The 25,975-nt window shown below is 45.5% G+C and carries 19 protein-coding genes; 16 read left to right on the top strand and 3 right to left on the bottom strand.

Annotated features, from left to right (window positions below):
* Positions 1–290 precede the first annotated feature (290 nt).
* The 15 genes from J7E78_RS10910 (at position 291) to glnA (ending at position 20,420) form a co-directional block, all read left to right on the top strand.
* A complete protein-coding gene (locus J7E78_RS10910) occupies positions 291–1,268 on the top strand; it encodes an aromatic acid exporter family protein (RefSeq protein ID WP_215076168.1) in 978 nt (325 codons plus the stop codon).
* A 75-nt stretch (positions 1,269–1,343) separates the two neighbouring features.
* Positions 1,344–1,904: an outer spore coat protein CotE gene (locus J7E78_RS10915; protein ID WP_017687912.1), complete on the top strand. Its 561-nt coding sequence runs from the start codon at positions 1,344–1,346 to the stop codon at positions 1,902–1,904.
* 201 nt (positions 1,905–2,105) lie between these two features.
* Positions 2,106–3,356 carry a putative amidoligase domain-containing protein gene (locus tag J7E78_RS10920; protein WP_251034937.1) on the top strand — a complete coding sequence of 417 codons (1,251 nt, stop codon included), beginning with the start codon at positions 2,106–2,108 and terminating at the stop codon, positions 3,354–3,356.
* Between the two features lie 207 nt (positions 3,357–3,563).
* Entirely contained in the window at positions 3,564–6,365 is a 2,802-nt protein-coding gene (gene mutS, locus J7E78_RS10925; protein ID WP_215076169.1) for a DNA mismatch repair protein MutS, read from the top strand.
* Between the two features lie 21 nt (positions 6,366–6,386).
* Positions 6,387–8,615, top strand: coding sequence for a DNA mismatch repair endonuclease MutL (gene mutL, locus J7E78_RS10930; protein WP_215076174.1), 2,229 nt, complete (start codon positions 6,387–6,389; stop codon positions 8,613–8,615).
* Between the two features lie 17 nt (positions 8,616–8,632).
* Positions 8,633–9,418: a class I SAM-dependent methyltransferase gene (locus tag J7E78_RS10935; protein WP_215076175.1), complete on the top strand. Its 786-nt coding sequence runs from the start codon at positions 8,633–8,635 to the stop codon at positions 9,416–9,418.
* Positions 9,399–10,355, top strand: a complete 957-nt coding sequence (gene miaA, locus J7E78_RS10940) for a tRNA (adenosine(37)-N6)-dimethylallyltransferase MiaA (protein ID WP_251034938.1) — start codon at positions 9,399–9,401, stop codon at positions 10,353–10,355. The genes J7E78_RS10935 and miaA overlap by 20 nt, the downstream gene beginning before the upstream one ends.
* Before the next feature lie 373 nt (positions 10,356–10,728).
* A complete protein-coding gene (gene hfq / locus J7E78_RS10945) occupies positions 10,729–10,971 on the top strand; it encodes an RNA chaperone Hfq (RefSeq protein ID WP_017687918.1) in 243 nt (80 codons plus the stop codon).
* Between the two features lie 171 nt (positions 10,972–11,142).
* Positions 11,143–13,803: a PBP1A family penicillin-binding protein gene (locus tag J7E78_RS10950; RefSeq protein ID WP_215076176.1), complete on the top strand. Its 2,661-nt coding sequence runs from the start codon at positions 11,143–11,145 to the stop codon at positions 13,801–13,803.
* A 274-nt stretch (positions 13,804–14,077) separates the two neighbouring features.
* Positions 14,078–14,641, top strand: a complete 564-nt coding sequence (locus tag J7E78_RS10955) for a ribonuclease FAU-1 family protein (RefSeq protein ID WP_017687920.1) — start codon at positions 14,078–14,080, stop codon at positions 14,639–14,641.
* Positions 14,642–14,751: 110 nt separating this feature from the next.
* The gene (locus J7E78_RS10960) at positions 14,752–15,723 is read left to right on the top strand and encodes an AAA family ATPase (RefSeq protein WP_062834999.1); all 972 of its coding nucleotides are present in this window, start codon (positions 14,752–14,754) and stop codon (positions 15,721–15,723) included.
* Positions 15,724–15,842: 119 nt separating this feature from the next.
* Positions 15,843–17,129, top strand: a complete 1,287-nt coding sequence (gene hflX / locus J7E78_RS10965; protein ID WP_076331536.1) for a GTPase HflX — start codon at positions 15,843–15,845, stop codon at positions 17,127–17,129.
* A gap of 83 nt (positions 17,130–17,212) precedes the next feature.
* Positions 17,213–18,466, top strand: a complete 1,254-nt coding sequence (locus J7E78_RS10970) for a methionine gamma-lyase family protein (protein WP_215076178.1) — start codon at positions 17,213–17,215, stop codon at positions 18,464–18,466.
* A gap of 82 nt (positions 18,467–18,548) precedes the next feature.
* Positions 18,549–18,962: a MerR family transcriptional regulator gene (locus J7E78_RS10975; RefSeq protein ID WP_056689944.1), complete on the top strand. Its 414-nt coding sequence runs from the start codon at positions 18,549–18,551 to the stop codon at positions 18,960–18,962.
* 129 nt (positions 18,963–19,091) lie between these two features.
* Positions 19,092–20,420, top strand: a complete 1,329-nt coding sequence (gene glnA, locus J7E78_RS10980; protein WP_076210082.1) for a type I glutamate--ammonia ligase — start codon at positions 19,092–19,094, stop codon at positions 20,418–20,420.
* 111 nt (positions 20,421–20,531) lie between these two features.
* On the opposite strand, the gene J7E78_RS10985 is transcribed toward glnA, so the two are convergent.
* The 3 genes from J7E78_RS10985 to J7E78_RS10995 form a co-directional block, all read right to left on the bottom strand.
* On the bottom strand, positions 20,532–21,023 hold the full coding sequence (locus J7E78_RS10985) for a site-specific integrase (protein WP_311516979.1): 492 nt from the start codon (positions 21,021–21,023) through the stop codon (positions 20,532–20,534).
* Between the two features lie 524 nt (positions 21,024–21,547).
* On the bottom strand, positions 21,548–21,889 hold the full coding sequence (locus J7E78_RS10990) for a hypothetical protein (RefSeq protein WP_215076180.1): 342 nt from the start codon (positions 21,887–21,889) through the stop codon (positions 21,548–21,550).
* Between the two features lie 624 nt (positions 21,890–22,513).
* On the bottom strand, positions 22,514–23,560 hold the full coding sequence (locus J7E78_RS10995) for an IS630 family transposase (RefSeq protein WP_215076181.1): 1,047 nt from the start codon (positions 23,558–23,560) through the stop codon (positions 22,514–22,516).
* A gap of 1,001 nt (positions 23,561–24,561) precedes the next feature.
* On the opposite strand from J7E78_RS10995, the gene J7E78_RS11000 reads away from it, so the two are divergent.
* Positions 24,562–25,863 (top strand): aldehyde dehydrogenase, encoded by a 1,302-nt coding sequence (locus J7E78_RS11000; RefSeq protein WP_215076182.1) that lies wholly within the window; start codon positions 24,562–24,564, stop codon positions 25,861–25,863.
* Positions 25,864–25,975 lie beyond the last annotated feature (112 nt).

Genomic DNA, 25,975 nt, shown 5'->3' on the forward strand with positions numbered 1-25,975 from the left:
GGTGTCACGTTGCCCGATACTGTAAAATCAAGTACCATATTTAGTATGAATATTCCGCGCAGACCCGGAATGAATGCGATGATTGGAGAAGAGGGCCTTGAGGTTCTGTCGCAACGATCTAACTTGCCAGCGTCCCTCATTCGGGGCGTGTTGCTGTGACCGGCATGCATGCGCATGTCGGTTGATGTCGTCTAGTTTACATTTGGATGAGACATACTAGTCATGATAAATGAATGAGGCGACGAGCTGGCTAAGAATTTTTTTGCAGCTTAGAGGAGATGGAATGTTAAATGGGTTTTAGGGTAATTAAAACCGCAATCGCCGCATTAATGGCCGTGCTGATTGCGGACTGGTGTGGCTTGCCAGGACCAACATCAGCGGGATTGCTTGCCATTCTTGGGGTGGATGTAACGAGAAAACGAAGTATTCGCACCATATCGGCGAGGTTCTTTGCTTCAGTAGTTGGACTTTTATTTGCAAGTGTACTTTTTCACTTTCTAGGCTTCCATTATTGGGTGTTGGCCGTATACATATTGATCGCATTCCCCGTCATTGTCCGGGTAGGCTTCAAGGAAGGTATTGTAACAGGTTCAGTTGTGGTGTTTCGGGTGTTCGGCGGCGGGGAGATGGACGTGTATGTCGTCCTCGAACAAATTGCTTTGCTGCTGATTGGTCTTGGTTCCGCAATGGCGGTTAACCTGGCCTATATGCCGGCAGCAGATCCACAGATGCTTCGCATTCGCAAACGAATCGATGAACTCTTTTCGAAGATTTTCAAGGAATTCGCAGCCACGCTGCGTAATCCCAATGAAGCATGGGCGGGGAGAGAGCTGATTGAAGCGGATAAAGCGATTCTGGGCGGTATTGATGCAGCCAAGCGTTCTCTGGAGAATCAGGTGATTCATCCGAACGAGGAATGGAGTGTCTACTTCTATATGCGCAAAACGCAGCTCGACTCCATCCAGCACATGATGCATCTTGTGTCCCAGATCTATCAGAAGATGCCACATGCGGAAATGGTATCGGAGCTGTTCGATCAGCTTAGTCAGGATGTACTTACTGAATCCTACACCGGACGAACTGAAAAACTTCTTGCGGATGTGCAAGAAGAATTCAAACGTATGGAGCTGCCGGATACAAGGGAAGAATTCGAGATTCGTTCCGCAATTCTCCAGCTGTGCCGCGAACTCGCGCTGTATCTGAAAGTCGCGAAGAAGGACAAAGCACCGTCCCCAATCTCGGACCGGTCCCAATCTACAAACGAATAATAGAAAATAGTTGTCACCCTAGACGAATGCCCTGCATACACTTGTAGTGAATGATTGTATGGAGGAGGTTTAAAGATGTCATTGAGTCATAAACATCAATGTAGAGAGATTATCACGAAGGCGATCTGCGGCAAAGGTCGTAAGTTCTCTACCGTAACACATACCGTGACTCCGCCAAATGGTCCGACAAGTATTTTGGGGGCTTGGATTATCAACCACCAATATGAAGCCGTATCAGCGGGTGACGGAATTGAAGTTATTGGTACTTACGATATCAACATTTGGTATTCCTACGACAAGAATTCTCAGACGGATGTAGCCAAAGAAACGGTCTCGTATGTAGAACATGTGCCATTGTCCTATCTGGACCCGAAACACCGGACTTCCACAGTGGAGGTATCTGCGGATGCAACGCAGGAACCCAGCTGTGTGGAAGCCACAGTATCAGCAGGTGGAAGCAGTGTAATTATCCGGGTTGAACGGGAATTCGCTGTGGAACTCGTTGCCGAAACCAAAGTTTGTGTGAAGGTCTGCACAGATGGTTGCGGTGATTACGAAGACAAGGACTATGACTTTGGCAGTGCCGATGGAGATTATGACGATCTCGATCCCGATCTGCTCGACGATGAGCTGTGAGTTTGACGCCTGTATTTGATAACCTAAGGTATCATATGCGCCAGAAGGCGCGGTGAAGAGGGCGTAAGCCCTCTTTCTTCTTAAATATTGAAAAATGGGTGGTAACGAGCCTCGCAATGTGCCTGGAATACCTTTCACGGGAAGGCTCCGCATTGCGGGGTTATTTTTATTTTGGTTGCATGATCCGGGAGGGGGGACGTAATGAATGTGATGGAACAAGCGGAGGAAGCGCTCCACCGATATGAAAAGATGACTTCTGGAGAACGTGCAGAACGGTTGAAACAGGCAGGCATTGAAGTATTGTCACTGCACGATCGACGCAAACGTGAACCAGGCTTGCGTGTACGCTATGACGTAGAGATAAGCTGTCTGCAGGCGATCCGGATCAAGCGCAAGGATACTAGTGGCATGGGAGGGGGACAGGAAACTCTGTTGGAGCGTGAAGCCAGTTCAACCTTGTTCAAGCGCATAGAACGACTTGCGATCAAAACGCTGTATACGCTAGGACTGGATCATGGAGCTGTTCGACTGGAATCCTCAGGGAACGGCGGATGTGCAGTGATTTCGATCGATCCGGATCCATGGAAAGGGATGACCAACCTTGCTGCAACCTATAGGGAAAGCTGGAAGCAACATCAGGAACTGTTGAATGAGGAGGCGAGTCACAGACCCACTCCGATACTCGGCATGGACCCGGAGTTTCTTCTGGTGCAGATGCCCGAATCCAAAATCGTACCCGCCTCCAGATTTCTTGAACGTACAGGAATGGCAGGCTGTGATTCGGTGACGGTTGGTGGGCGGCGTATATATCCGGTTGCCGAACTGAGACCCGCTCCCAGCTCCGAACCACGAGAGCTACTGGCTCATCTGATGAGGGCATTCGCAGCCGCTTCCCGCAGCATCAGTGATCACTCGCTCATCTGGCAGGCAGGAGGGATGCCGCAGCGGGGGTTACCTCTGGGTGGTCATATTCATTTTAGCGGGGTGAATCTTACCGGGGAACTGCTCCGTGCACTGGACAATTATCTTGCATTGCCATTGGCATTTCTTCAAGACCCGCGTGGATCGGGAAGACGACCACGTTATGGAGCACTTGGTGATTTTCGCCTGAAATCCTACGGTGGGTTTGAGTATCGTACGTTACCCAGCTTTCTTGTGTCGCCCCTTGTTGCGAAAGGGGTTGTGGCCTTGGCAGGTCTGATCGCGAGCGGGTATACTCAATTACGGCAGCGTCCGTTGGCAAAAGCTGAGGTTCATACCGCTTTTTATGAAGGAAAGCGCGAGGTGATCAAGGAACACATTCCAGCTCTTATAGATGACCTGAAGAAGTTGGATGGATATGCACGTTATGAACGGTATGCATCTCCGCTACTCCTTCAATTAAAACTGGGAAGAACCTGGGATGAGAGCCGAGATATCCGTAAACTCTGGAATATTCGGCCAGGTTCATGAAGAGCGGACGTTTTTTTGATATAATAAGAAACAAGTCTTTTATGAGTAATAAGCTACTACGGAAGAGATGGAGCAGCAACCCTTGAAGGAAGTGGCGAATAGCCAACACATAAGGCGGAGGCGTAAACACAGTGCCTGACCGTCTTATTGTCCTTCCAGGACGCGTTTCTTCCTGACATTATAGGAACGGGATGGAGGATATTCATCATGGCTCAGTATACGCCAATGATTCAACAATATTTGCAAGTGAAGGCCGAAGCACAGGATGCTTTTCTATTTTTTAGACTGGGTGACTTCTATGAAATGTTCTTCGAGGATGCGATTAATGCTGCCCGTGAACTTGAGATCACGCTGACCGCACGTAATGGTGGAGCGGATGACAAAATTCCGATGTGCGGTGTACCTTATCATTCGGCTGACAATTACATACAGCGTCTGATTGAAAAAGGATATAAAGTTGCGATATGTGAACAGATGGAAGATGCAAGTGTAACTAAAGGCATGGTACGACGTGAAATTGTACGTGTGGTTACCCCCGGAACGGTAATGGAAGGCAAAACGCTGGGGGATAAATCCAACAACTATATGGTGTGTCTTACAGGTAATCAAAATACGCTGGCGCTCGCGGCCTGTGATCTGTCAACGGGGGAGTTGTATGTGACATCCGTACCCTATTCCAAGGAATGGCTCAAGGATGAAATCGGCATCTACGAACCATCAGAGCTGGTAGGGGATGCAGCGCTGCTTGAAACGGTAGAAGCCGAGGCATCTCCAATCGGTCGCCCGGTGGTCTACACGTCGTGGACAAAGAATAAGGAAGATCTGGTCCGTCAGCAGTTTGGCGAGGCTGTGTGGGCAAGATTAGAGCCTGAACGTCAAGCGTGCATTGCACGACTTTTTTCCTATCTGAGTGAGACACAGAAACGTTCTCTTGGGCAATTAACACAAATCTCAACGTATGAGCCGGATCATTATATGATCCTGGACCCGTTTACCCGACGGAACCTGGAATTGGTGGAAACCGTGCGTGAACGCTCCAAAAAAGGTTCATTGCTCTGGTTGCTTGATCGGACTGAGACGTCTATGGGTGCAAGAATGCTGCGTCGCTGGGTCGATAAGCCATTGTTGCAAAAAGGGAAGATTAATGAGCGTCTTGAAGCGGTGGATACGTTGTATAACCAGTTTATATTGCGTGAGGACCTGCGGGCAGAACTCAAAGATATCTATGATCTGGAGCGCTTGGTGGGCCGGATTGCTTTTGGTAATGCCAATGGTCGTGACCTGAATGCGCTCAAGTCATCGCTGGAGAAGATTCCAGGACTTCGTCAACATTGCGTTGGATCATCTTCAGCAACATTGCAGTACATTGCCGAAACGATGGATGATTGCAATGATCTGCGTGAAGCTATCGGGCAAGCCATTGTGGATGAGCCGCCGGTATCGGTAAGGGACGGAGGTCTGATTCGTGAAGGGTACCATGAACGTCTGGATGAATTGCGTGAGGCTTCGGTTAACGGGAAACAGTGGATTGCAGAGCTGGAAGCACGAGAGCGTGAGGCGACAGGCATTCGATCGCTGAAGATTGGATATAACAAAGTGTTTGGTTATTATATTGAGATCACCAAGTCCAATCTATCCTCGTTGCCAGAGGGGCGTTATGAACGTAAACAGACACTTGCCAATGCAGAACGTTACATCACGCCGGAGTTGAAGGAAAAAGAGACGTTGATTCTCGAAGCTCAGGACAAAATGGTTGATATTGAGTATGGGCTGTTCGCAGAGCTGCGCGAGCGGTTGAACAAAGAGATCGCAAGACTGCAGAAGCTCGCTGAACAGGTAGCGGAAATTGATGTGTATCAATCTTTTGCGGTGATCAGTGCTGAGCGCAACTTTGTACGGCCTACGTTGACCGACGGTTATGATCTGGTTGTGGAAGAAGGACGCCATCCGGTCGTTGAGGCGGTCATGCGAGATGGCGCATTTATTGCCAATCACACGGCAATGACCAAGGAAGAGGCACGTATTCTGCTGATTACCGGTCCGAATATGGCTGGTAAGAGTACGTATATGCGACAGGTCGCTTTAATCTCTATTTTGGCGCAAGTAGGTTGTTTTGTACCTGCAGGTCAGGCGGAAGTGCCGATCATGGATCGCATTTTCACACGGATTGGTGCCGCGGATGATCTCATTGGTGGACAAAGCACATTCATGGTGGAGATGGCGGACATTCAGGTCATGACGGACAAAGCCACACCACGCAGTCTGATTATTATCGATGAATTGGGACGGGGAACGTCAACCAGCGAAGGTATGGCCATTGCTCAGTCTGTTATTGAATATGTACATGATATCATCGGGTGTAAAGCCCTTGTATCAACTCATTTCCATGAGCTTGCCCATCTGGAAGAGAGTCTGGACAAGCTGGCCAACTACTCGATGGCGGTACAGGAGAGCGGTGACAAAGTTAATTTCCTGCGCAAATTGATTGCCGGGGCAGCCAGCAGCAGTTATGGTATCTATTGTGCACGCCTTGCAGGTCTGCCTGATAGCATTATTGAGCGCGCGAATGGACTGTTGCATGGGTTTGAACATGCAGCTGCTCAGGTAGCAGTGGGCAGTGAATATATCGGCAATGAGAAGCAGGAAGCAGGCTTGAATGTACAGGGTGTAGAATTCCATCACACGGATTCAGCACCAATGATCCGGGAACACGAGATTGCGAAGAGTGCAGAGAACACACCTCTTATTGAAGATTTGGCTGGGAAGAAACATGCGAAGAAAGCAAACAGCAAAGAACAGTCCGATGCAAACCATTCGGATGTATTTCAACTGTCCATCTTTGGGGATGATGAGCCGAGTGTAGCAACGAAACCGGATGTAGTTGCGGTGGATAAACCAGCGCGAGAATTCATCCGTACGATGAAAGATATCGATGTCATGAATATGACGCCTCTTCAGGCGATGCAGATATTGAATGATCTCAAATTGAAGGCACAGCAATTATCCTGAATATAAGGGAGGGGAAAACCTGTGGCGAAAATACATGTGCTTGATGAACATATTGCCAACCAGATTGCGGCGGGTGAAGTGGTTGAACGGCCTGCTTCGGTTGTCAAAGAGTTGCTCGAAAACTCAGTGGATGCAGGCGCTACCAAGATTGAAGTAACAGTGGAAGAGGGCGGACTCCTCAGTATTCGTGTCAAAGACAATGGTACAGGTATTGAGCCAGAGGATATGGAAACCGCCTTTTATCGTCATGCGACCAGCAAAATAGCCCATGGCCGAGATCTGTTTCATATCACAAGTCTTGGATTCCGTGGCGAAGCCTTGGCGAGTATTGCTGCAGTATCCAAGGTAGAGGTATTGTCGGCAAGTGACAATGACGGGCGAGGACGCCGCATCGTGATTGAAGGCGGGAACCTTGTCTCTCATGAAGATGCAACCTCACCCCAAGGTACGGATTTTGCAGTGAAAGAACTATTTTACAATACACCAGCCAGACTCAAATATATGAAAACGATCCAGACGGAACTGGGACATATATCAGATGTCCTTTACCGGATGGCGATGTCTCATCCGAACATTTCGTTCCGACTGCGCCATAATGAGAATGTGTTGCTTCAGACGTTGGGCAACGGCGATCTGCTGCAAGTGGTTGCAGCCATCTATGGTACAAGTGCTGCCAAAGCGATGCTTCCCATCCAGGGAGAAAGTCTGGATTACCGGTTGAGCGGGCTGATCAGCCTGCCAGAATGGACACGAGCGAATCGTGGTGGTATGTCGACGATTGTTAATGGGCGATTTGTTCGCAATTACGGTCTCAATCAGGCGATTCTCAAAGCCTACCATACCTTGCTGCCCATTAATCGCTTCCCACTTGTCGTAGTGCAGTTGGAGATGCACCCATCTCTTGTGGATGTGAACGTGCATCCGGCCAAGTTGGAGGTTCGCTTCAGCAAGGAGCCAGAACTGTATGAATTCATAGAGACGACGTTGCGGGGGATACTCCGGCAGGAGGTATTGATTCCACAGGTCAAAAAACAGCAGATTCGACGTGGAGACGATAGTTCCTTTATCCAGGAACAATTCCTCTTTCCACGTGGTCCTCTGAAAGAAACATCTGATGCAGAAGGATATGGTCAGCATGGCCCGCTGGGGAAACCTACCGCTGCACCGCTGAAGTTGACTGCCGAAGATGATGATCTGGATTTGGATGCTCCGGCGGATGTGACTGCAGCACAGCCAGTATCTGAACAGGGACAGACAGTGCCGTTGCCCGAAGCTCCACCTGAGATTACACCCCCCCCAGAGCAGTTAGAAAATTGGAACGGGGATATTTTACAGAAAATTGCTAGTCATGATGGGGGGCATACATCCGTTAACGTGCAAGAAGGCACTAAGGATGTAAGTACAAGTTCAAGTACAAGTTCTACCGAAGCTTTTCCCAAAACGGACCTGTTTCCTCAAGATGGTGGAGGGCGTGGAACAACAGAGAAACCGCTGGCTGAAGGCAAACCGGCTACGTATCGCTCCGAATCCGTAAATTCACCGGTTAGGGAAGCTCGGTCAACCTACAACCCGTCTACGATTGCAAGAGGTGAACGGACATGGAAAACCTCAGGTCTGCCTGATGCCACTAAACTTGCTGCTGCCATTAAATCGGATGCATCCATGCCCGCATTTCCGGAGCTGAGTCTGATCGGACAGCATCATGGTACGTATTTGATCGCGCAAAATGACCAAGGTTTATATTTGATTGATCAGCATGCCGCTCATGAACGCGTAAATTATGAGTACTATTACGAGAAATTTGGTAACCCTGCCCAGGCCTCACAAGAGTTACTGCTGCCTATTACGCTGGAGTTTACACCTTCGGAGACGCAGAAGCTGAAAACGAGACTGGCCTGGTTCGAGCAGGCAGGTGTATATTTGGAGCATTTTGGTGGACAAACGTTCCGTGTGCGCTCCCATCCGTTCTGGTTCCCCAAAGGAGACGAGAAAGACATTATTGAAGAAATGTCCGAATGGGTTCTTAGTGAACGCAGCATAGATGTGGCCAAGATGCGAGAAGCTGCATCTATTATGTGCTCTTGCAAGGCGTCTATTAAAGCGAATCAGAAGCTGACGGATCAGGAAGCAGAAGTGCTGATTCAGCGTCTGGGTTCATGTCGTCAGCCCTACACTTGTCCGCACGGGCGGCCGATTGTAGTTTCATTTTCAACGTATGATCTGGAGAAATTATTTAAACGAGTGATGTAGCTATTTAGGGGGACATTATGTACATTACAACCGGTGACAAGGAGATTGCCTCTCAGGTGGATCGTGCGCGTAAGCTCGCCGAAACGACAGGAGGTACCTACGTACCGCGCAATAGAACGTCTTTACCCAAACTGATTGAACAGTATGGTACCAACGAAATACTGGTCGTGCTCAATGGCAGAGCGCGCTTGTTCCGCAAGGATGCTACGGAGCTTGAGTTCCACCCCAGTATGGGATTTGTTCGCGCTAAACGTGTTCTAAGAGGTGAAGCCGATCCTATGCTGGAAGCTGGTGCGGTACTCGAAGGAGACATCATTGTTGATTGTACTGCTGGACTCGGTTCAGATGCGCTGGTATTTTCGGTTGCTGCTGGGAAGAGTGGACAAGTCATTGCATGTGAAAGTTCTCAGCCGCTCTATACCCTGCTGCTAGAGGGCATGTCTCATTATAAGAGCAATCAGCCCTTGGTGGATGAGGCTTTCAGGCGCATAGACCTACGGCATGTGGATCATCTTGAGTTGCTGCGGTCCATGCCGGATCGAAGCTGTGATACCGTATATTTTGACCCCATGTTCCGTGAACCGATGATGGATTCAAGCGCTATACAGCCCTTGCGAGATTATGCAAATGCTCACGCGCTGGACGAACAGAGCATTATGGAAGCGAAACGGGTTGCCCGTAAACGGGTAGTGATGAAAGAAAAGCGCGGCAGCGCGGAGTTTGACAGGCTCGGATTTGAAATACTTGATCGGGCGAATGCAAAAACCCTGTACGGAGTGATTAATGTTGAACGTGGAAGTTAAACCAAAACCTAAACTGCTTGTGTTGGTTGGACCAACAGCAGTAGGCAAAACAAGAATGAGCATCGAACTGGCCCAAGCTTTCAATTGTGAGATTATCTCGGGGGATTCGATGCAGGTATATCGTGAAATGGATATCGGAACAGCCAAGATTACCTCTGAAGAAATGAAGGGTGTACCTCATCATCTCATTGATATCCATGAACCGGAGTATCCGTATTCTGTGGCCGAGTTTCAGGAGAGTTGCACACGATTGATCAGTGAAATCCATGAACGTGGTAAAATGCCTTTTATTGTAGGGGGCACCGGTCTGTATGTGGAGTCGGTATGTTACGGCTTCCAATTTTCCGATAGCGGTTCAGATGAAGCGTTCAGAGAGGAACAATTCAGCTATGCTGAGCAACATGGAGCTCAGGCCCTTCATGATCGATTGAGGGAAGTTGACCCAGTTAGTGCGGATCGTCTGCACCCCAATGACCAGCGGCGAATTGTACGTGCGCTTGAGATCCATCACCTCACAGGCGAGAAGTGGTCTGATCAGCTGGCAGTACAGAAGAAAGAGTCGCCTTATGACCTTCTTATTGTTGGTTTGACAATGGATCGCCAGAAGTTGTATGCCCGGGTAGAAGAGCGGATTGATCTCATGATCGAACAAGGTCTGGTGGATGAAGTGAAGTCCCTGTTGGAACGCGGAGTGGCCAGAGGTCATATTTCCATGCAAGGACTGGGGTATAAGGAGATTGCAGCGTTTCTGCAAGGGGAAGTGAGTTGGGAAGCCGCAGTAGAGTGGTTGAAGAGAGATACGCGTCGTTTTGCCAAACGGCAGCTCTCCTGGTTCCGGCATATGAAAGATATTGAATGGGTGGACATGACGGATACCCAGGATTTTGAAGGGAAATACAAGCAGATAAGTGAATTGATTACACGAAAATTTGATTGATTTATGCGATTAATAGTATTGTTCTGACAATCATCGATTAGATCAGGATATGTAAACCTCTACCTTTTAGTCATCAAAAGGATAGAGGTTTTTACTTATCACTAGAACAGATGGAAGAGATTGAAGGTTCGCTAAACAACGAATAAATGAGTTTTAAAATCAAAAATTTGTCCCTCTTTTGCAAATCTGGCAAGCGGTGTATAATGGATAAGTCTTCTAGTTATGTACCACGTCAAGATTGGGTGAAAAATAGCAGACAAGGGGTTTTTGTGGATTATATGAAACTATTCATGATATAATAGCACGAAAGCTACTCAGCGATATTGAATATTACTCGAACACGAATTCAAATGAACCAATGGGGGTACGGCTAATGAACAAGTCCATCAACATCCAAGATACGTTCTTGAACCAACTGCGGAAAGAAAATATTCCTGCTACGGTCTATCTGACCAATGGCTTCCAAATCCGCGGGACGATCAAGGCATTTGACAATTTTACGATCGTCATTGACAGCGACGGACGCCAGCAAATGGTCTACAAGCATGCCATCTCCACGTTCACGCCGCAACGCAGCGTATCGCTGATGCAGCAAGATAACAGCGGCGAAGCTTAAAAAAATTACGAAACCTTTTCACCAACCATTTCGTCTACAAGTATAGGTATCGAAACAGAGCAACCTGAATAAAGGGTTGTTCTTTTCATTCCGGGCAAAATATGTTTAATATACGCCTGAGCCTACAGACGATTAGAAATTATGCAACCGAAAGGGAGTCAGGAGGTAAACATGCCAAACGATCCGTTATCGAGGTCTAACAATCGCAACAACAATAACAAGTCACCCAAAAAAGCGAAGCCAAAGACCTCTAAAAAGAAAAAAATTACGGGTAAACGCGTTGGATGGACACTGTTTTTCACAATGGCAATCGCCATATTCTGTGCACTCGGTGGATATTTATTTATTATGGTGAGTGGTGAAAATCTGCTCAAAGCCAACAAAGACAAAACTACAATTAATGAAACTTCAAAAGTATATGATCGCAATGGCCAATTAATGGGGGAGCTGTCCATTCAGAAGCTGGACCCCGTCAAAGAAGATGATATTCCTGAGCTGGTGAAGCAAGCCTTTGTTGCGACGGAGGATAAACGCTTCTACGATCATCAGGGCGTGGATATCTGGTCCATTGGGCGTGCAGCGGTTAAGGACGTCATGGCTCGTTCCATGGTAGAAGGTGGTAGTACACTAACCCAACAGCTTGCCAAGAACATGTTCTTGTCCCGTGACAAGACGTTCTTCCGTAAAGCAACGGAAGTATCGATTGCTATGGCATTGGAGCGCAAGTACACAAAAGACGAAATCCTGACGATGTATCTGAACCGGATTTTCTTCGGTCATCAGCGTTACGGGATTAAAGCGGCATCTGAATTTTACTTTGGAGTTACTGATCTCAAGAGGTTAAAGTTGTGGCAAATTGCTACATTGGCAGCTATGCCGAAAGGGCCTTCTGCCTATAATCCGGTTAGCAATCCAAACGACTCAAAAGCACGTCGAGGTGTGGTATTACAGCTGATGTACGAACAAGGCTACATTACCAAGGCGGAGATGGATGAAGCAAAAGAGATTAACTATAATTACAAGCGACCAGAGAAAGACAGGAAGTATCAAGGTTTTATAGATTATGTGCTCCGTGAAGCTGAGCGTGTAACAGGTAAAACGGAAGATGATCTGAATATCGGCGGATACAAAATCTATACAACCATGGATGCTCAGGCTCAAACAGCCATGGAAACTGCCTTTACAGATGATAGTCTGTTCGAGGCAAGTAAAGACGATCAACAGGTCCAAGGCTCCATGGTTATCATGAACCACGAGAATGGCAGTCTCGTTGCCCTCCTGGGTGGACGGGATTATCAGACTAAAGGTTATAGCCGTGTAACGCAGAGTCGAAGACAACCAGGTTCAGCTTTTAAACCGATTGTGTCTTATGCACCGGCTCTTGAATCAGGAAATTACAGTGCTAACTCGTCGCTGAGTAATGCGAAGCAATGTTTTGGTAACTACTGTCCTGGTAACTTGCATGGATATTCTTCAACAATCAGTATGACGGATGCCATCACGAAGTCGGAAAATATTCCTGCGGTTTGGTTGCTTGATAAAATAGGCGTTAACACAGGCATTAATTTTGCCAAAAGTGTAGGCATACAGCTGACAGATGAAGACAAAAACCTGGCGATTGCCCTTGGTGGTCTAAGTAAAGGTACAAATACACTGGAGATGGCGCAAGCCTATAGTGCATTTGCCAACCTCGGAGAATACCGACAAGCCTATGCGATTAAAGAAATCAAGGATAGCGCAGGCAAAACCACGTACAAACATGATAACTCGGACACAACGCGTGTCATGAGTGAGCAAAATGCGTATCAGCTCACACAGATGCTGCAGAATGTCGTTAATGACGGTACGGGACGTTCAGCGCGTCTGGATCGTCCGGTAGCGGGTAAAACAGGAACAGTTCAAAGTGGTATCTCTGGCAACAGTGCCAACCGTGATGTATGGTTTGTTGGATACACACCGGAATGGACTGCCGCAGTCTGGATGGGTTATGACAATCCGGATGCGAACCATATGCTTAAGAACAGCAGTAAGCTGTCGGCAGCTTTCTTTGCCAAAGTCATGGGAGATGCGTTGAAAGGTGTACCTGTGAAGCAATTCAAAGCACCGGCTGGAGGGCAGGCACCTCCGCCAGTAGAAGAACCAGAGCAGCCAGCTTTGTCCGTTAGTGGGCTGAGTGGATCATACGATCCAAATGCACAAACCGTCTCCCTGAGTTGGACTGGAACGGGGGACGCGAGTACGCAATATCGGGTGTATCGTAAAGAAACTTCTGAAGCCCAGTTCGCGCATCTCATTGATGCAATAGGAACGACCAATGCACAAGATTTAAGTGCGTTGCCTGGTCTAACCTATGAGTACTATGTGACAGCTTACGACTTGGCATCAGGACTTGAGACGGATCCTTCCAACACTATTTCCTTGATGATTGAAGCACAGGAAATGCCGCCGGAAGAACCTGATCCTGGTATAGATCCTGGAACAGAGATAGATCCTGAGCAGCCAGGTACAGAGAATCCGGACAATGGTTCACCGGATAATGGCAACTCAAACGGTAATAACGGTAATGGAAATGAAAATGGTAACAACGGAAATGGTAATGGTAATAACGGAAACAATGGCAACGGTGGTAATAACGGCGGAAACGGTCAACCTGGGGAAGGAAATACGCCCCCACCTGGTCAGGGGACAACAGATCCAGGCGGTACCGGTGAAGGTTCCGATGATGGAGCCGTAACAACGCCAGGCGAGGTTGTAACTCCAGACAGCGGATCGAGTGGAGATACTGGAGGGACAGATGCACCTGCAGATTCTCAAGCTGGAACCGGCGGCTAAGCCATTGAATCACTAAATAGCTGCATTAAAAACTGCTTCCCGAAATTTCGGTGAAGCAGTTTTTTTGTTATACAGAATAGCAGCTGATTTGACGAATAGGTGGGACAAAGCTTGATTTTGAGTGTAAACCTTAAATATGGTAAGCTGTAACTATTCGTAATACGTTGTGCAAGATGGGCCCAGAGCGCTGGAATGCATATGCGGACGTTATTACATTGTTCATCAATAACATCAGAGCAGGTCACGGACCTGTAGTCGGCAAAGAGGGGTTCGTATGAAACGGAAATTCGGGGACCGCGCGAACTGGCGCCGGATTACGAACCGACAATTCACATGCCGGTTCGTTCAATCCAAAATTTTCACAGGTTATATTACGTTGTACACCATACAGGATTTGAAAGAACCTCTGTGGAAAACATATGGAGGCAGTACCTTCTGTATCGCAGATAAAGGTTATTCCTGGCTGCAATACTATCCGAAGGGAGAGCACTTTGTAGTTACGGCGATGTTTGACGATCAGAAACGGATTGTGGAATGGTACATTGATACATGTCGCAGTCAGGGGATAACCGATCAGGGTGTTCCTTGGTTTGATGACCTGTATCTGGATGTCGTTGTACTGAAAGATGGAGAAGTATTTTTGCTGGATGAAGATGAGCTTGAAGATGCATTGTCACGGAAGCATATTACTACAGGTGATTATGACTTGGCTAACAAAACGGCAAAGGAACTGCTGCATGCCATTGATGCACATGTATTCCCATACTTTCAGCTATCGCTGAAGCATAGGCAGAGTTTGTTTGAGAACGGAGAGTTTCGAAAAAACATTCAGATTTGAGACATGTACCTATCCGTAGAATTCTTCATGATCCTTCTAATATTGGAGCACCTGATAGAATACATTAATAATCAGGAGAGTTCAGCCCGATAAAATAGAGGTGATGGCGAATGAACGGACGGGTCATGGCTGCAGGAGAGCAACCAGGAGGCAGACCATCCAGACAAATTAATATTGTGTTGCGTAACCAGGAACCTCAGATGTTGGTCAAAGATGAAGCAGCGGCAGTACAGGCAGCCAAAAGTATAACCAAACATGCGCACTTCCAGGAGATACAAGGTGAATTGGAGCAACTGGTTGGACTTGAAAATATCAAAGACTTGGTATTTGAGATCTATGCTTTCCTACAGATTGCTCAGATGCGTACCGAAGCAGGCTTACTTAGTGGTGCGCACGTGTATCATATGATCTTCAAAGGCAATCCGGGAACCGGTAAGACCACCGTGGCGAGGATCGTTGCCAAACTCTTTCAGAAGATGGGTGTGTTGAGTAAAGGTCATCTTATTGAAGTAGAGCGTGCGGATCTGGTTGGAGAATATATCGGTCACACGGCGCAGAAAACAAGAGATCTGGTTAAGAAGGCACTCGGTGGGATATTGTTCATTGATGAAGCTTACAGTTTGGCCCGCGGTGGAGAGAAGGATTTTGGCAAGGAAGCTATTGATACGCTTGTTAAGTCCATGGAAGATAACAAAAATCAGTTTATACTGATTCTTGCCGGTTACTCGGAAGAGATTGATTTTTTTCTCCAGACGAATCCCGGATTACCTTCCCGCTTCCCCATTCAAGTGGAGTTTCCAGACTATAGCATTGATCAGTTGATTCAAATCTCTGAGATTATGGCCAAAGAGCGTGATTATATTCTAATGCCACAGACCATACTCAAGCTAAAGCAGCATTTGCTTCAGGAAAAAAATGATTCGCTTCATGCGTTCAGTAACGCCAGATACGTTCGTAATGCCATTGAGCGTTCGATCAGGCATCAGGCGGTTCGTTTGTTGGAACAATACTCGGAAGGCAGCCCAGGAAAACTGGAGCTGATGACAATCCGTACAGAGGATTTGAACTTTGAGCGAAAGTAAGCGATAATATAGTTTTTACACCAGCCGGCCGGGCCAACCGGTTCGGCTTAAGGCATGCCATGGCATATTCGTGGCAATGTATATCAACGGATTAGTAATTAGAGGGAGTGAACATATACATGACAAATGGCACGCATGATACAGATATGGTCAAAAAAGATCGCGCCGTCTTGGTGAGTCTTGTTACGGATGATGTAAAACGTACAGGTATCAACCCTGAGTACTCTTTAGAGGAACTGGTGAAACTTGCGGAGACAGCTGGAGTGGAAGTGCTAAGTGTACTTTCTCAGAACAGGGAGAAACGTGATACCAAATGGTTCATTGGTAAAGGTAAGGTGGAAGAGCTTCGTGCAATTGCAGAGGAACTCGGAGCAACTACAGCTATTTTTGATCAGGAATTGTCAGGTGCACAGGTTCGTAATCTGGAAGAAACCCTTGATCTCAAAATTATTGACCGTACCCAATTAATTTTGGACATCTTTGCACAACGTGCCAACACTAGAGAAGGTATTATTCAAGTGGAATTGGCTCAACATAGCTATTTGCTGCCACGGTTGTCGGGTCATGGCAAGAACCTGTCCAGACTCGGGGGCGGAATCGGAACAAGAGGCCCGGGTGAAAGCAAGCTGGAGACAGACCGTCGTCACATCCGTGGTCGCATCGATGATCTGAAGCGTCATCTGGAAGAATTGACTCGTCATCGTAAATTGCATCGTGAACGCCGCAAAAAAACAGGTATTGTACAGGTGGCCCTTGTTGGTTATACCAATGCTGGCAAATCAACCTTGCTCAAACAGTTGACTGCTGCAGATGTGTATATTCAAGATCAACTGTTCGCTACTCTGGATCCAACATCACGTACGATGGAACTTCCAAGTGGAAAAGAAATCGTACTTACCGACACGGTTGGATTTATTCAAAATCTCCCGCATGATCTGATTGCAGCATTCCGGGCAACGCTGGAGGAAGTGAATGAAGCTGACCTGATCCTGCATGTTGTGGACGCCTCATCAGCTATGCGCGAAGATCAGATGCGGACAGTTAATACGATTTTGCAAGAACTTGGTTCAGGGGACAAGCCGCAGTTAGTCCTGTATAACAAAAAAGATGCGTGCACGCCAGAGCAACTTGAGATGCTTCCATTGGATAAAGGTCATATTAAAGTAAGCGCATTAGACTCGGAGGATCTGCTTAAAATCCGTGAATTAATTCAGACAGAGCTGACAGGTGATACGAAGCGCTTCCGTATTCCGGCAGAACGTGGTGATCTTACGTCGGTACTCTACAAAATTGGTGATGTAGTGGATACCAGCTTTGAAGAGAATGATGTAATTTATGAAGTTGAATTGCAAAAAGGTGAATATGAGAAATTTGGTTATATGCTTGAAGAATTCATTGAATTGTAATATTCATGACATATTGATGTGATAAGTTACACGGTAATGGATATTCGACGTCAGATTCGTGCTATGAAGGAGAATGAAGTAAGATGGTAAGCTTTGATTCAGAAATATCTGAACTTCAACGTCAAGTGGAGCGTCAGATTGAAGGACAACTGCAACAGATTGATCGGATCACAGATCACAATCAATGGAAGGTCATTAATGCTTTTCAACAGCGAAAAGTAAGTGATTTTCACTTTGCAGGTTCAACAGGTTATGCGTATAACGATCGTGGGCGTGAAGTGCTTGATGAAGTATATGCTGATGTGTTCCGTGCGGAAGCCGCACTGGTACGTCCTCATTTTGCCTCAGGTACACATACGATTAGTACAGCTCTCTTTGGCGTGTTGCGTCCAGGTGACGAATTGTTGTACATCACGGGTAAGCCTTATGACACATTGCATAAAGTTATTGGCAAACCCGGTGATGGTACAGGTTCGCTACGCGATTTTGGCATCGGCTATAGTGAGACAGCCTTAACTGCTGAGGGTGGAGTGGACTGGGCAGCAGTTGAGAAAAGCATTACACCGGCTACAAAAGTCATTGGGATTCAACGTTCACGTGGTTATGAATGGCGCTCCTCCTTCTGTGTTGCTGAGATTGCTGAGATGGTTACCCGTGTCAAAGCAATGAAGGGAGATGTCATCGTCTTTGTAGATAATTGTTACGGTGAATTCACGGAGGAACGTGAACCGACAGAAGTCGGAGTTGATCTGATGGCCGGATCACTGATCAAGAATCCTGGTGGAGGTATTGCGGAAACCGGTGGATACATATGTGGGAAGGAACAATACGTTCAGCTGGCAGCTTATCGTCTGACAGCCCCGGGAATTGGGGGAGAGGTTGGAGCAATGTTGGGAACAACACGCGGCATCTACCAAGGACTTTACATGGCACCGACAATTGTAGGACAAGCTATCAAAGGAAGTACGTTTGCTGCTGCGATGTTTGCTGAATCCGGATTTGTAACCAAACCCGCCTGGAATGAAGCTCGCACAGATCTGATCCAGGCTGTTCAGTTTAGCTCTGCCGAGCATCTGATCGCCTTCGTGCAGGGGATTCAGCGTGCAGCAGCTGTGGATAGTCATGTGGTTCCTGAACCGTGGGATATGCCTGGTTATGAGCACCCTGTCATTATGGCGGCAGGTACGTTCATTCAGGGTGGAAGTCTGGAATTATCAGCCGACGCGCCTATTCGGGAGCCGTATATCGGGTATATGCAAGGCGGATTAACCTACTCTCATGTCAAATATGGCGTTTTGATGGCGTTACAGACGATGAAAGATCGTAAATTATTGTGAGTTTATCTAACACATCATTGACACTTGGTAATAACTAAATGTACAATAGGGTGAAGAATAGATGACTGGAAGGTTGATGAACATGGGTGATGAAATTCGCAGAAATATGGCCTTATTCCCGATTGGTATTGTAATGAAACTTACGGATCTGTCTGCACGTCAGATTCGTTATTATGAGCAGCACAGCTTGATCGTTCCTGCGAGAACGTCAGGTAATCAACGTTTGTTCTCTTTTAATGACGTAGAGAGATTGCTAGAGATCAAGGCTTTGATTGAAAAAGGAGTTAACATCGCGGGGATCAAACAAGTGATGAATCCTGTTTCGAAAGAATCCGAGGAAGCTACAGTTATCACGCCAGACACTGAAGTTAAACGCAGAGAGCTGTCCGATACACAGTTGCACCGCTTGCTGAAGCAGCAGCTTGTATCAGGTAAGAGACCTGGACAAGTATCTCTCATTCAGGGAGAGCTTTCCCGATTTTTTAATAAAAAGTAAATTCGTATAACTTGGCGAGTGAGGGGAAAACATGCACTTTTGGTGTGAGACTCCTTGACCCGTGGAACTTTCTAATGTACAAATATAACAGGCAAGCCAAATACGCAGATAAGAAAGGGAGAGGTTATAGTGAGTTATACAAAAGAAGACATTCTCCGCATTTCGAAAGAAGAAAACGTACGATTCATTCGATTGCAATTTACTGATTTGCTTGGAGCTATCAAAAACGTTGAGATTCCTGTGAGTCAGTTGACTAAGGCTCTGGATAACAAAATGATGTTTGATGGATCTTCCATTGAAGGTTATGTACGTATTGAAGAGTCCGACATGTACCTCTATCCAGATCTAGATTCTTGGCTTATTTTCCCATGGGTCGCAGAGAACCGTGTTGCACGCCTGATTTGCGACGTATATCTTCCGGATGGTAATCCGTTCCCAGGAGATCCACGTGGCATCTTGAAACGAAACCTGAAGGAAGCCCAGGATATGGGATTCACTTCCTTCAACGTCGGTCCTGAACCCGAGTTCTTCTTGTTCAAAACAGACGAAAAAGGAAACCCAACTAACGAACTGAATGACCAAGGTGGTTATTTCGACCTTGCGCCTACGGATCTTGGTGAAAACTGTCGTCGTGACATTGTTATCACACTTGAAGAAATGGGCTTTGAGATCGAAGCTTCCCACCATGAGGTAGCTCCAGGTCAGCATGAGATCGACTTCAAATATGCTGATGCTCTGAAAGCAGCTGACCAGATCCAAACGTTCAAACTCGTTGTTAAAACGATTGCACGTCAGCATGGTTTACATGCTACATTCATGCCGAAACCGCTGTTTGGTATGAACGGATCCGGTATGCACTGTAACCAATCCTTGTTTAAAGGCAATGAGAACGCATTCGTTGATGAGTCGGACGAGTTGGGTCTGAGCAAAACTGCTCGTCACTTCATGGCTGGAACTCTGAAGCACGCACGTGCGTTTGCAGCAATTACTAACCCAACTGTGAACTCTTACAAACGTCTTGTACCAGGTTATGAAGCACCTTGCTATGTAGCATGGTCTGCTAGTAACCGTAGCCCAATGATTCGTATTCCAGCTTCCCGTGGTCTGAGTACACGTGTTGAGGTTCGTAACCCGGATCCGGCTGCTAACCCTTACCTGGCTTTGTCTGTTCTGTTGAAAGCAGGTCTGGACGGAATCAAACGTGAGCTTTCCTTACCGGCTCCAATTGACCGTAACATCTACATCATGTCAGAAGAAGAGCGTGTGGAAGAAGGCATTCCAAGCTTGCCAGCTGACCTGAAAGAAGCATTGAATGAATTGATCCGCAGCGAAGTCATCTGTGATGCTCTCGGCGACCACGCCTTGGCTCACTTCTATGAGCTGAAAGAAATTGAGTGGGATATGTACAGAACACAAGTCCACCAATGGGAACGCGATCAATATATCACTTTGTACTAATAGCTCAATCCCTTGGCGCTCTAGCGCTGAGGGGTTTTTCTTTTTGTGGGCAAGTACCTATATATTTAAAGAAAAAACAAAGTGCCCACAAAATGCCCACAAAATATTTTTCTATTCGAAAATTTCTTCAGTGAATTTCTCAAATCTATCTATATTGCTTTTCTGGATCTTGCCTGAGATGTGGGCATATACATCTGATGTGATCTGAATACTTCCGTGACCTAATTGTTCTTGAACGAATTTCATATCTGCCCCGGACTCAAGTAAAAGAACCGCGCAGGTATGTCGGAGAGAGTGAATGGGGAGGGATGGGAGATCACAACGTTGTAAGATGCGGGAGAAGGCATTGAACAATGATGATTTAGGCATGAAGTTTCCATCTTCCCTACATAGTACCAGATCAAGGTCATGGTAGTATCTATCCCCAAGTATCCCTTTGTTATGTTCCTGCCACTCTCTGTTGGTGTCACAGAATAATTCTTCTTTGTTTTTCGCTGTGAAATCTAGAGTTTCATCAATTGTAATGAAATGATTATCCAAATCAATATCGATCCATTTTAGAGGAACTGCTTCGCCTTTTCGCATACCAGTTTCAATTAACACTCGGAAAAATATCCAGTATACATAACCATAATGACGTTAGTTTTGCATAAACAATGGTATATCATCGGAATCAATAAAGTGGACTTCCTTTTTGGATCGTCTCAAGCAGGCTTCGGTGATTGATGCGATTATTGACGGGTCATGTTCTTGGTATTGTGGCATACCTGGGACTGAAGACTAAATCCGTGAAGGGGGAGAAGCCTATGACGATAGAATTGTGAACAGTTGGATGATCTGAAGGCCATTGTTAAATCGCAGGCCAAGTGGAATACAGTCAGAAGGCAAAGGAGAACATGGAATATCCTAAATGGACAGAAGAAGGTTATGAGTATTACAAGGACTGCATAGATGAGAATATAGGTAGCTATGATTTTTGGAGGTTGTTAGTTATTAACTATCGTAATGAAAGAATAGGAAAAACCAGTTCGATTTAAAACAGGCACTGTCGGAGGGACTTCTGACAGCGCCTGTTATTTTAGTGCACCTGGCATGGGGGCACTAAAGTTTGTCATTGTTCGTTGATACTAATAGCTAACATGGAATTTGAAAAGTATCGTATAAGTACCGTGGTTTGCACTTACAACTGTAAGCCCAGGTTGAATAGGAGTAACTAAAAAGTCAGGGCCAATATCACAAGCGCCATCGCTATAGATTACATCATAAGTGTAGCCGCTATACCATTGCCCAGGTTGGCCTACTTTTAGGTAAATATCGCGCTCAAAAAAAGCATGAGGTGCTATCCCCTGGGACATTACCGATGGTGAAGAATTAGATGTTGAAATAGTGGCATCAGCAGCGAAGGACGTGGATCCAATTGAAAAACATGCAGATACAGCTAATAATCCAGCAAGTAATTTTTTTTTCATTTAATCTACTCTCCCTTTAGTTATTTTATCCCGATCGGTAAATTTATCATACCTTATATGGAAAATATAAACAATAATTAAAAATTTAAGTTGTTACCTTACTATTTTGGTTTTGGTAAATAAGAAAACTCGCTAACCTTTTGGTCGATGCTTTTGAGTGTGGCAATCGGTATCGCCTGACCGCTGTTTTACTATTGTATTGGGGTGTTTCTGACATATGATTTATAATCCATTGGAGCGGTACTGACGGTTCATTTAAAATTCGTGGAACATCCCCCCAAATCGTCTCCCAAACGTTCCTCTAGTCGTGAAAAGCTATGATAGAAAACGAACATTAGTTCCTATTTTATTTCGTAAATAGCGCATAAATATTGAAAGAAACAATAATGTGAAACGATCGTACATAAACCGGACACCAGTCTACCAATGGGAACGCGATCAATATATCAAGTTGTACTAATAGCTCATCCCTTGGTGCTCTAGCGCTGAGGTTTTTTTCTTTTTGTGGGCAAGTCTCTACATACTTAATGAAAAACCAAAGTGCCCACAAAATCCCAACAAAAGTTCTCTATTTGTGTGAAAATAAATGGACAAAAATAGTTATTATATAGACCGCAATTAAGTTTATAACCTAACGAGGAGAGGATCTATTGTTTCCATCGGTCGGTTGTTGATTCGCTTCATAAATTGATTCACATGAAGTCTGATCTTATAAAATTTTTCAAAAAAGATGTTGTTCACCACATCGGCTTTGAGCCACAGCCACAGCCAAAGTCCTTCAACCGGGTTAAGGTTTGGGCTGTAAGGTGGTAGAAAAACTAACTGCAACCGCGGATGTTCCTTTAAAAACGGCTGTAACACTGTAGCGTGATGAATCCGGCTGTTGTCCAAAATCAATGCCATTTTTCCATTTGGATAGGCAGAGAGAAGATCATGTGGAAATCGAATAAAAGCAGCCGTATCTGCTTTTTCTTCTTCTTGATGATGAACTTGGCCTGTTTCGTAGTTAGTAGCACCAAATAATTTAGCTCCTTCATGTTTGCCGTACGTTGGCACTTTGCGTTGTTTGCCGCGAGGAAACCAATTGTACTGAAGGGCTTGATACGAAAGAATCATGGACTCGTCTTCAAACAGCAGATGGTCGATTTCTTCCATCTCCACCTGTTTCTTGAGTTGAGCAAAAGTATGTTTTTTGAAGAAAGCTTGGGCCTCTTCATTAGCATTGGCGAGTGTGTAAGTGGCCTTGGTAAAGCTAAAGTTTATTCGTTTGAGCATTGCGCTAATCCCGCGTACGCTCATGGTGACCCCAAATTCTCGGTTCATCCATTCCGCCACCAACGGAAGGGTCCAGGTATAACGAGCCTCAAAACCCACATCGACGGGTGAATGTTGCTCCAGCATCACGGCTAATCGATGACGATGTTCTTTCGTGAGTTTTGTCGGTTGTCCAGGAGAATGGTTCATCTCCAGACCCTTCAGCCCTTGAGCTTGGTAGGCTTGCCAATAAATACTGATCGTTTGACGCGCACGACTAAGCAACTCACCGATTTCATCAAAGGTGTGTCCTTCTAAACGAAGGCGAACCGCTAGATATCTTTCATAAAGCCGTTTGTCTGAGGTTTGTTTCATGGCTGTATTCAAACGTTCAGTCTCTTTGTTACTCATGTTCATTGCCGCCTCGAGTTTATTTACCATGTATTACCCAATTTGGCGACTGTAGAAATTTTGTTAGTTTCTTAATGACGTTCTATATAACAAGATTAATCAAAGAGATTTTTTCATAGTAATTTACTCTGTAATTGAAAAACTATGAGTGCTACTTTATCATTAAATGTAGATAATTTTTTATAAGCGATATATTTCCAGGCGTTTCGAAATAGAATAAGGCCTTATCAGCACTTAGCTGACAGGGCCTTATTTTCATTTAATCAGACTTTTCTTAACAATGTCGATTTTCGTCTGATGGTAGACTTAGTTATAAAATGCACATTTCGGATTTCATAGCTATCCATATCCCAGTTAGATGAACGATGACTTATTTATATTGGTTTGAGCCGGAAAATGCTCTTTCAGGCTGGGCTTCACAATACGATCTTCATTACAATTTACTGTCAATCTGAAATTTGAAAGAATCGTAACCCGAAAGATCATCCATTGAGTCAAATTCAACCGTTTTGCTTTCACCTTTTCACAGGAAGTCAGCCGTACCGTCTGCTGTACCGATTTGTTTTCCGTCTTTGTTGTTAATGGTCGCCTTGAGCAAAGCAACTTCGAATTCTTAATCAGTGTTTTTAATAGAGGCTGTTAAAGACCACATCCCATTTTCATCTTTGACGGACAATTCTGATATTTTTAAACCATCAAGTTCATATTCGGTTGCTTCAACTGTTTTTGCTATTTCCTCTTGCTTAGTTTCTTCTGTTGCCTACTCAGTGTCTACTAATACATTCGTTTCTACTGGTTCTGTTTCAGTTGATTTCACATACACTGTATTCGCTGTTTTTTCTGTCTCACTTCAACATGCTGTTATTGCTATTGTTCAACATTAAGACTGACAATAAATACTTTCATATTAATGTTTCATGTGTATGTTGAAAGTTTCATATAGAAGAGGTATACTTTAATTAAATTTTAAGCAATTTAATTTTGAATAATTAATTGGAGATGTTAATATGGATCAAGCAAAACAACTGGTGACAGAACAACGTACATTTTTTTATACAGGACAAACTAAAAATACTGAATATCGGATTAATGCCCTTCAACAGCTTAGAAAGGGAATTGAAAAGTATCAGCAACGGATTCAAGACGCACTTCGGGCTGATCTGAACAAATCTGAGGCGGAAGCTTACGGTTCCGAGATTCGCTTTGTTTTGGGTGAACTGGATTTTGCATTAGAACACCTGCAGGAATGGGCTGCACCAAAACAAGTCCCAACCAATTCGGCTATGCCGGATGGGGTGAGCACCATTTACCCTGAACCATATGGAGTGGCTCTTATTATTGCACCTTGGAACTATCCTTTCCAACTGGCCTTTGGTCCACTGATTGGAGCAATTGCAGCCGGTAACTGTGCAGTTATCAAGCCTTCTGAATTAACACCAGCCGTATCTCGTCTGACGTATGATCTGATTCAGGAGATCTTCCCTCAGGAGTATATTGCGGTTATGGAAGGAGAAGTTGAGGCCAGTACAGCATTGTTGAAAGAGAAGTTTGATTATATTTTCTTCACAGGCAGCACAGGTGTTGGTCGCATTGTGATGAAGGCAGCTGCGGAGCACTTGACTCCTGTAACTCTTGAGTTGGGTGGTAAGAGTCCGGCTATTGTGCATAGTGATGCAGATCTGAAGCTGGTGGCCCAGCGAATTGTTCGTGGTAAGTTCCTGAATGCAGGCCAAACTTGCGTTGCTCCGGATTATTTGCTTGTGCATGAACAAGTTCATGATGAATTGATCAATATGATTGACGCAGAGATAAAAGATAAATTTGGGGATGATGTGTTACGGAACGTTGATTTCCCGCATATTGTCAATGCGCGTAACTTTGATCGGTTGTCGAAATTCCTCACAGAGGGCAAAACGCTAATTGGTGGACGTTCTGTACGTGAGCAGTTGCTCATTGAGCCGACTGTACTTGGAGATGTGAAATGGGAATCAGCTGTGATGCAAGAAGAGATCTTCGGTCCGATTCTTCCTGTGTTTACGTACAGTGACCTGAATCCTATGCTGGATGAGATTGTTCGCCGGCCAAAACCATTGGCGCTATATCTCTTCACACAGGATGAGCAACTGCAGGATCAGGTTCTGAATCAAGTATCCTTCGGTGGGGGATGTATTAATGACACACTTTCGCATATGACTTCACACTATCTACCGTTTGGTGGTGTAGGAGAGAGCGGTATGGGCTCATATCACGGACAACAGAGCTTTGATGTGTTCTCGCATCACAAGAGTGTTCTGAAACGCAGTGAATAATTAGCAGTTAAAACAATATAAACATAAAAAAGAGGTTGTCCTTGATATGCTCCCCTCATAGTAGACAGTAGAAAAAAACAAAACTTCTACGTCTATTATGAGGGGAGTTTTC

Origin of the sequence: Paenibacillus polymyxa (assembly GCF_018614975.1) — a bacterium.
GTDB lineage: Bacteria > Bacillota > Bacilli > Paenibacillales > Paenibacillaceae > Paenibacillus > Paenibacillus polymyxa_E.

Excerpts from the sequence above, each read along its gene's own strand:
- J7E78_RS10920 (WP_251034937.1), top strand. The coding sequence starts at position 2,106 with ATGAATGTGATGGAACAAGCGGAGGAAGCGCTCCACCGATATGAAAAG.
- J7E78_RS10995 (WP_215076181.1), bottom strand. The coding sequence starts at position 23,560 with ATGAACATGAGTAACAAAGAGACTGAACGTTTGAATACAGCCATGAAA.
- J7E78_RS10960 (WP_062834999.1), top strand. The coding sequence starts at position 14,752 with ATGAACGGACGGGTCATGGCTGCAGGAGAGCAACCAGGAGGCAGACCA.
- J7E78_RS10955 (WP_017687920.1), top strand. The coding sequence starts at position 14,078 with ATGAAACGGAAATTCGGGGACCGCGCGAACTGGCGCCGGATTACGAAC.
- hfq (WP_017687918.1), top strand. The coding sequence starts at position 10,729 with ATGAACAAGTCCATCAACATCCAAGATACGTTCTTGAACCAACTGCGG.
- J7E78_RS10950 (WP_215076176.1), top strand. The coding sequence starts at position 11,143 with ATGCCAAACGATCCGTTATCGAGGTCTAACAATCGCAACAACAATAAC.
- J7E78_RS10990 (WP_215076180.1), bottom strand. The coding sequence starts at position 21,889 with ATGAAAAAAAAATTACTTGCTGGATTATTAGCTGTATCTGCATGTTTT.
- mutS (WP_215076169.1), top strand. The coding sequence starts at position 3,564 with ATGGCTCAGTATACGCCAATGATTCAACAATATTTGCAAGTGAAGGCC.
- J7E78_RS10915 (WP_017687912.1), top strand. The coding sequence starts at position 1,344 with ATGTCATTGAGTCATAAACATCAATGTAGAGAGATTATCACGAAGGCG.
- J7E78_RS10975 (WP_056689944.1), top strand. The coding sequence starts at position 18,549 with ATGGGTGATGAAATTCGCAGAAATATGGCCTTATTCCCGATTGGTATT.
- J7E78_RS10935 (WP_215076175.1), top strand. The coding sequence starts at position 8,633 with ATGTACATTACAACCGGTGACAAGGAGATTGCCTCTCAGGTGGATCGT.
- miaA (WP_251034938.1), top strand. The coding sequence starts at position 9,399 with ATGTTGAACGTGGAAGTTAAACCAAAACCTAAACTGCTTGTGTTGGTT.
- hflX (WP_076331536.1), top strand. The coding sequence starts at position 15,843 with ATGACAAATGGCACGCATGATACAGATATGGTCAAAAAAGATCGCGCC.
- J7E78_RS11000 (WP_215076182.1), top strand. The coding sequence starts at position 24,562 with ATGGATCAAGCAAAACAACTGGTGACAGAACAACGTACATTTTTTTAT.
- J7E78_RS10910 (WP_215076168.1), top strand. The coding sequence starts at position 291 with ATGGGTTTTAGGGTAATTAAAACCGCAATCGCCGCATTAATGGCCGTG.
- J7E78_RS10970 (WP_215076178.1), top strand. The coding sequence starts at position 17,213 with ATGGTAAGCTTTGATTCAGAAATATCTGAACTTCAACGTCAAGTGGAG.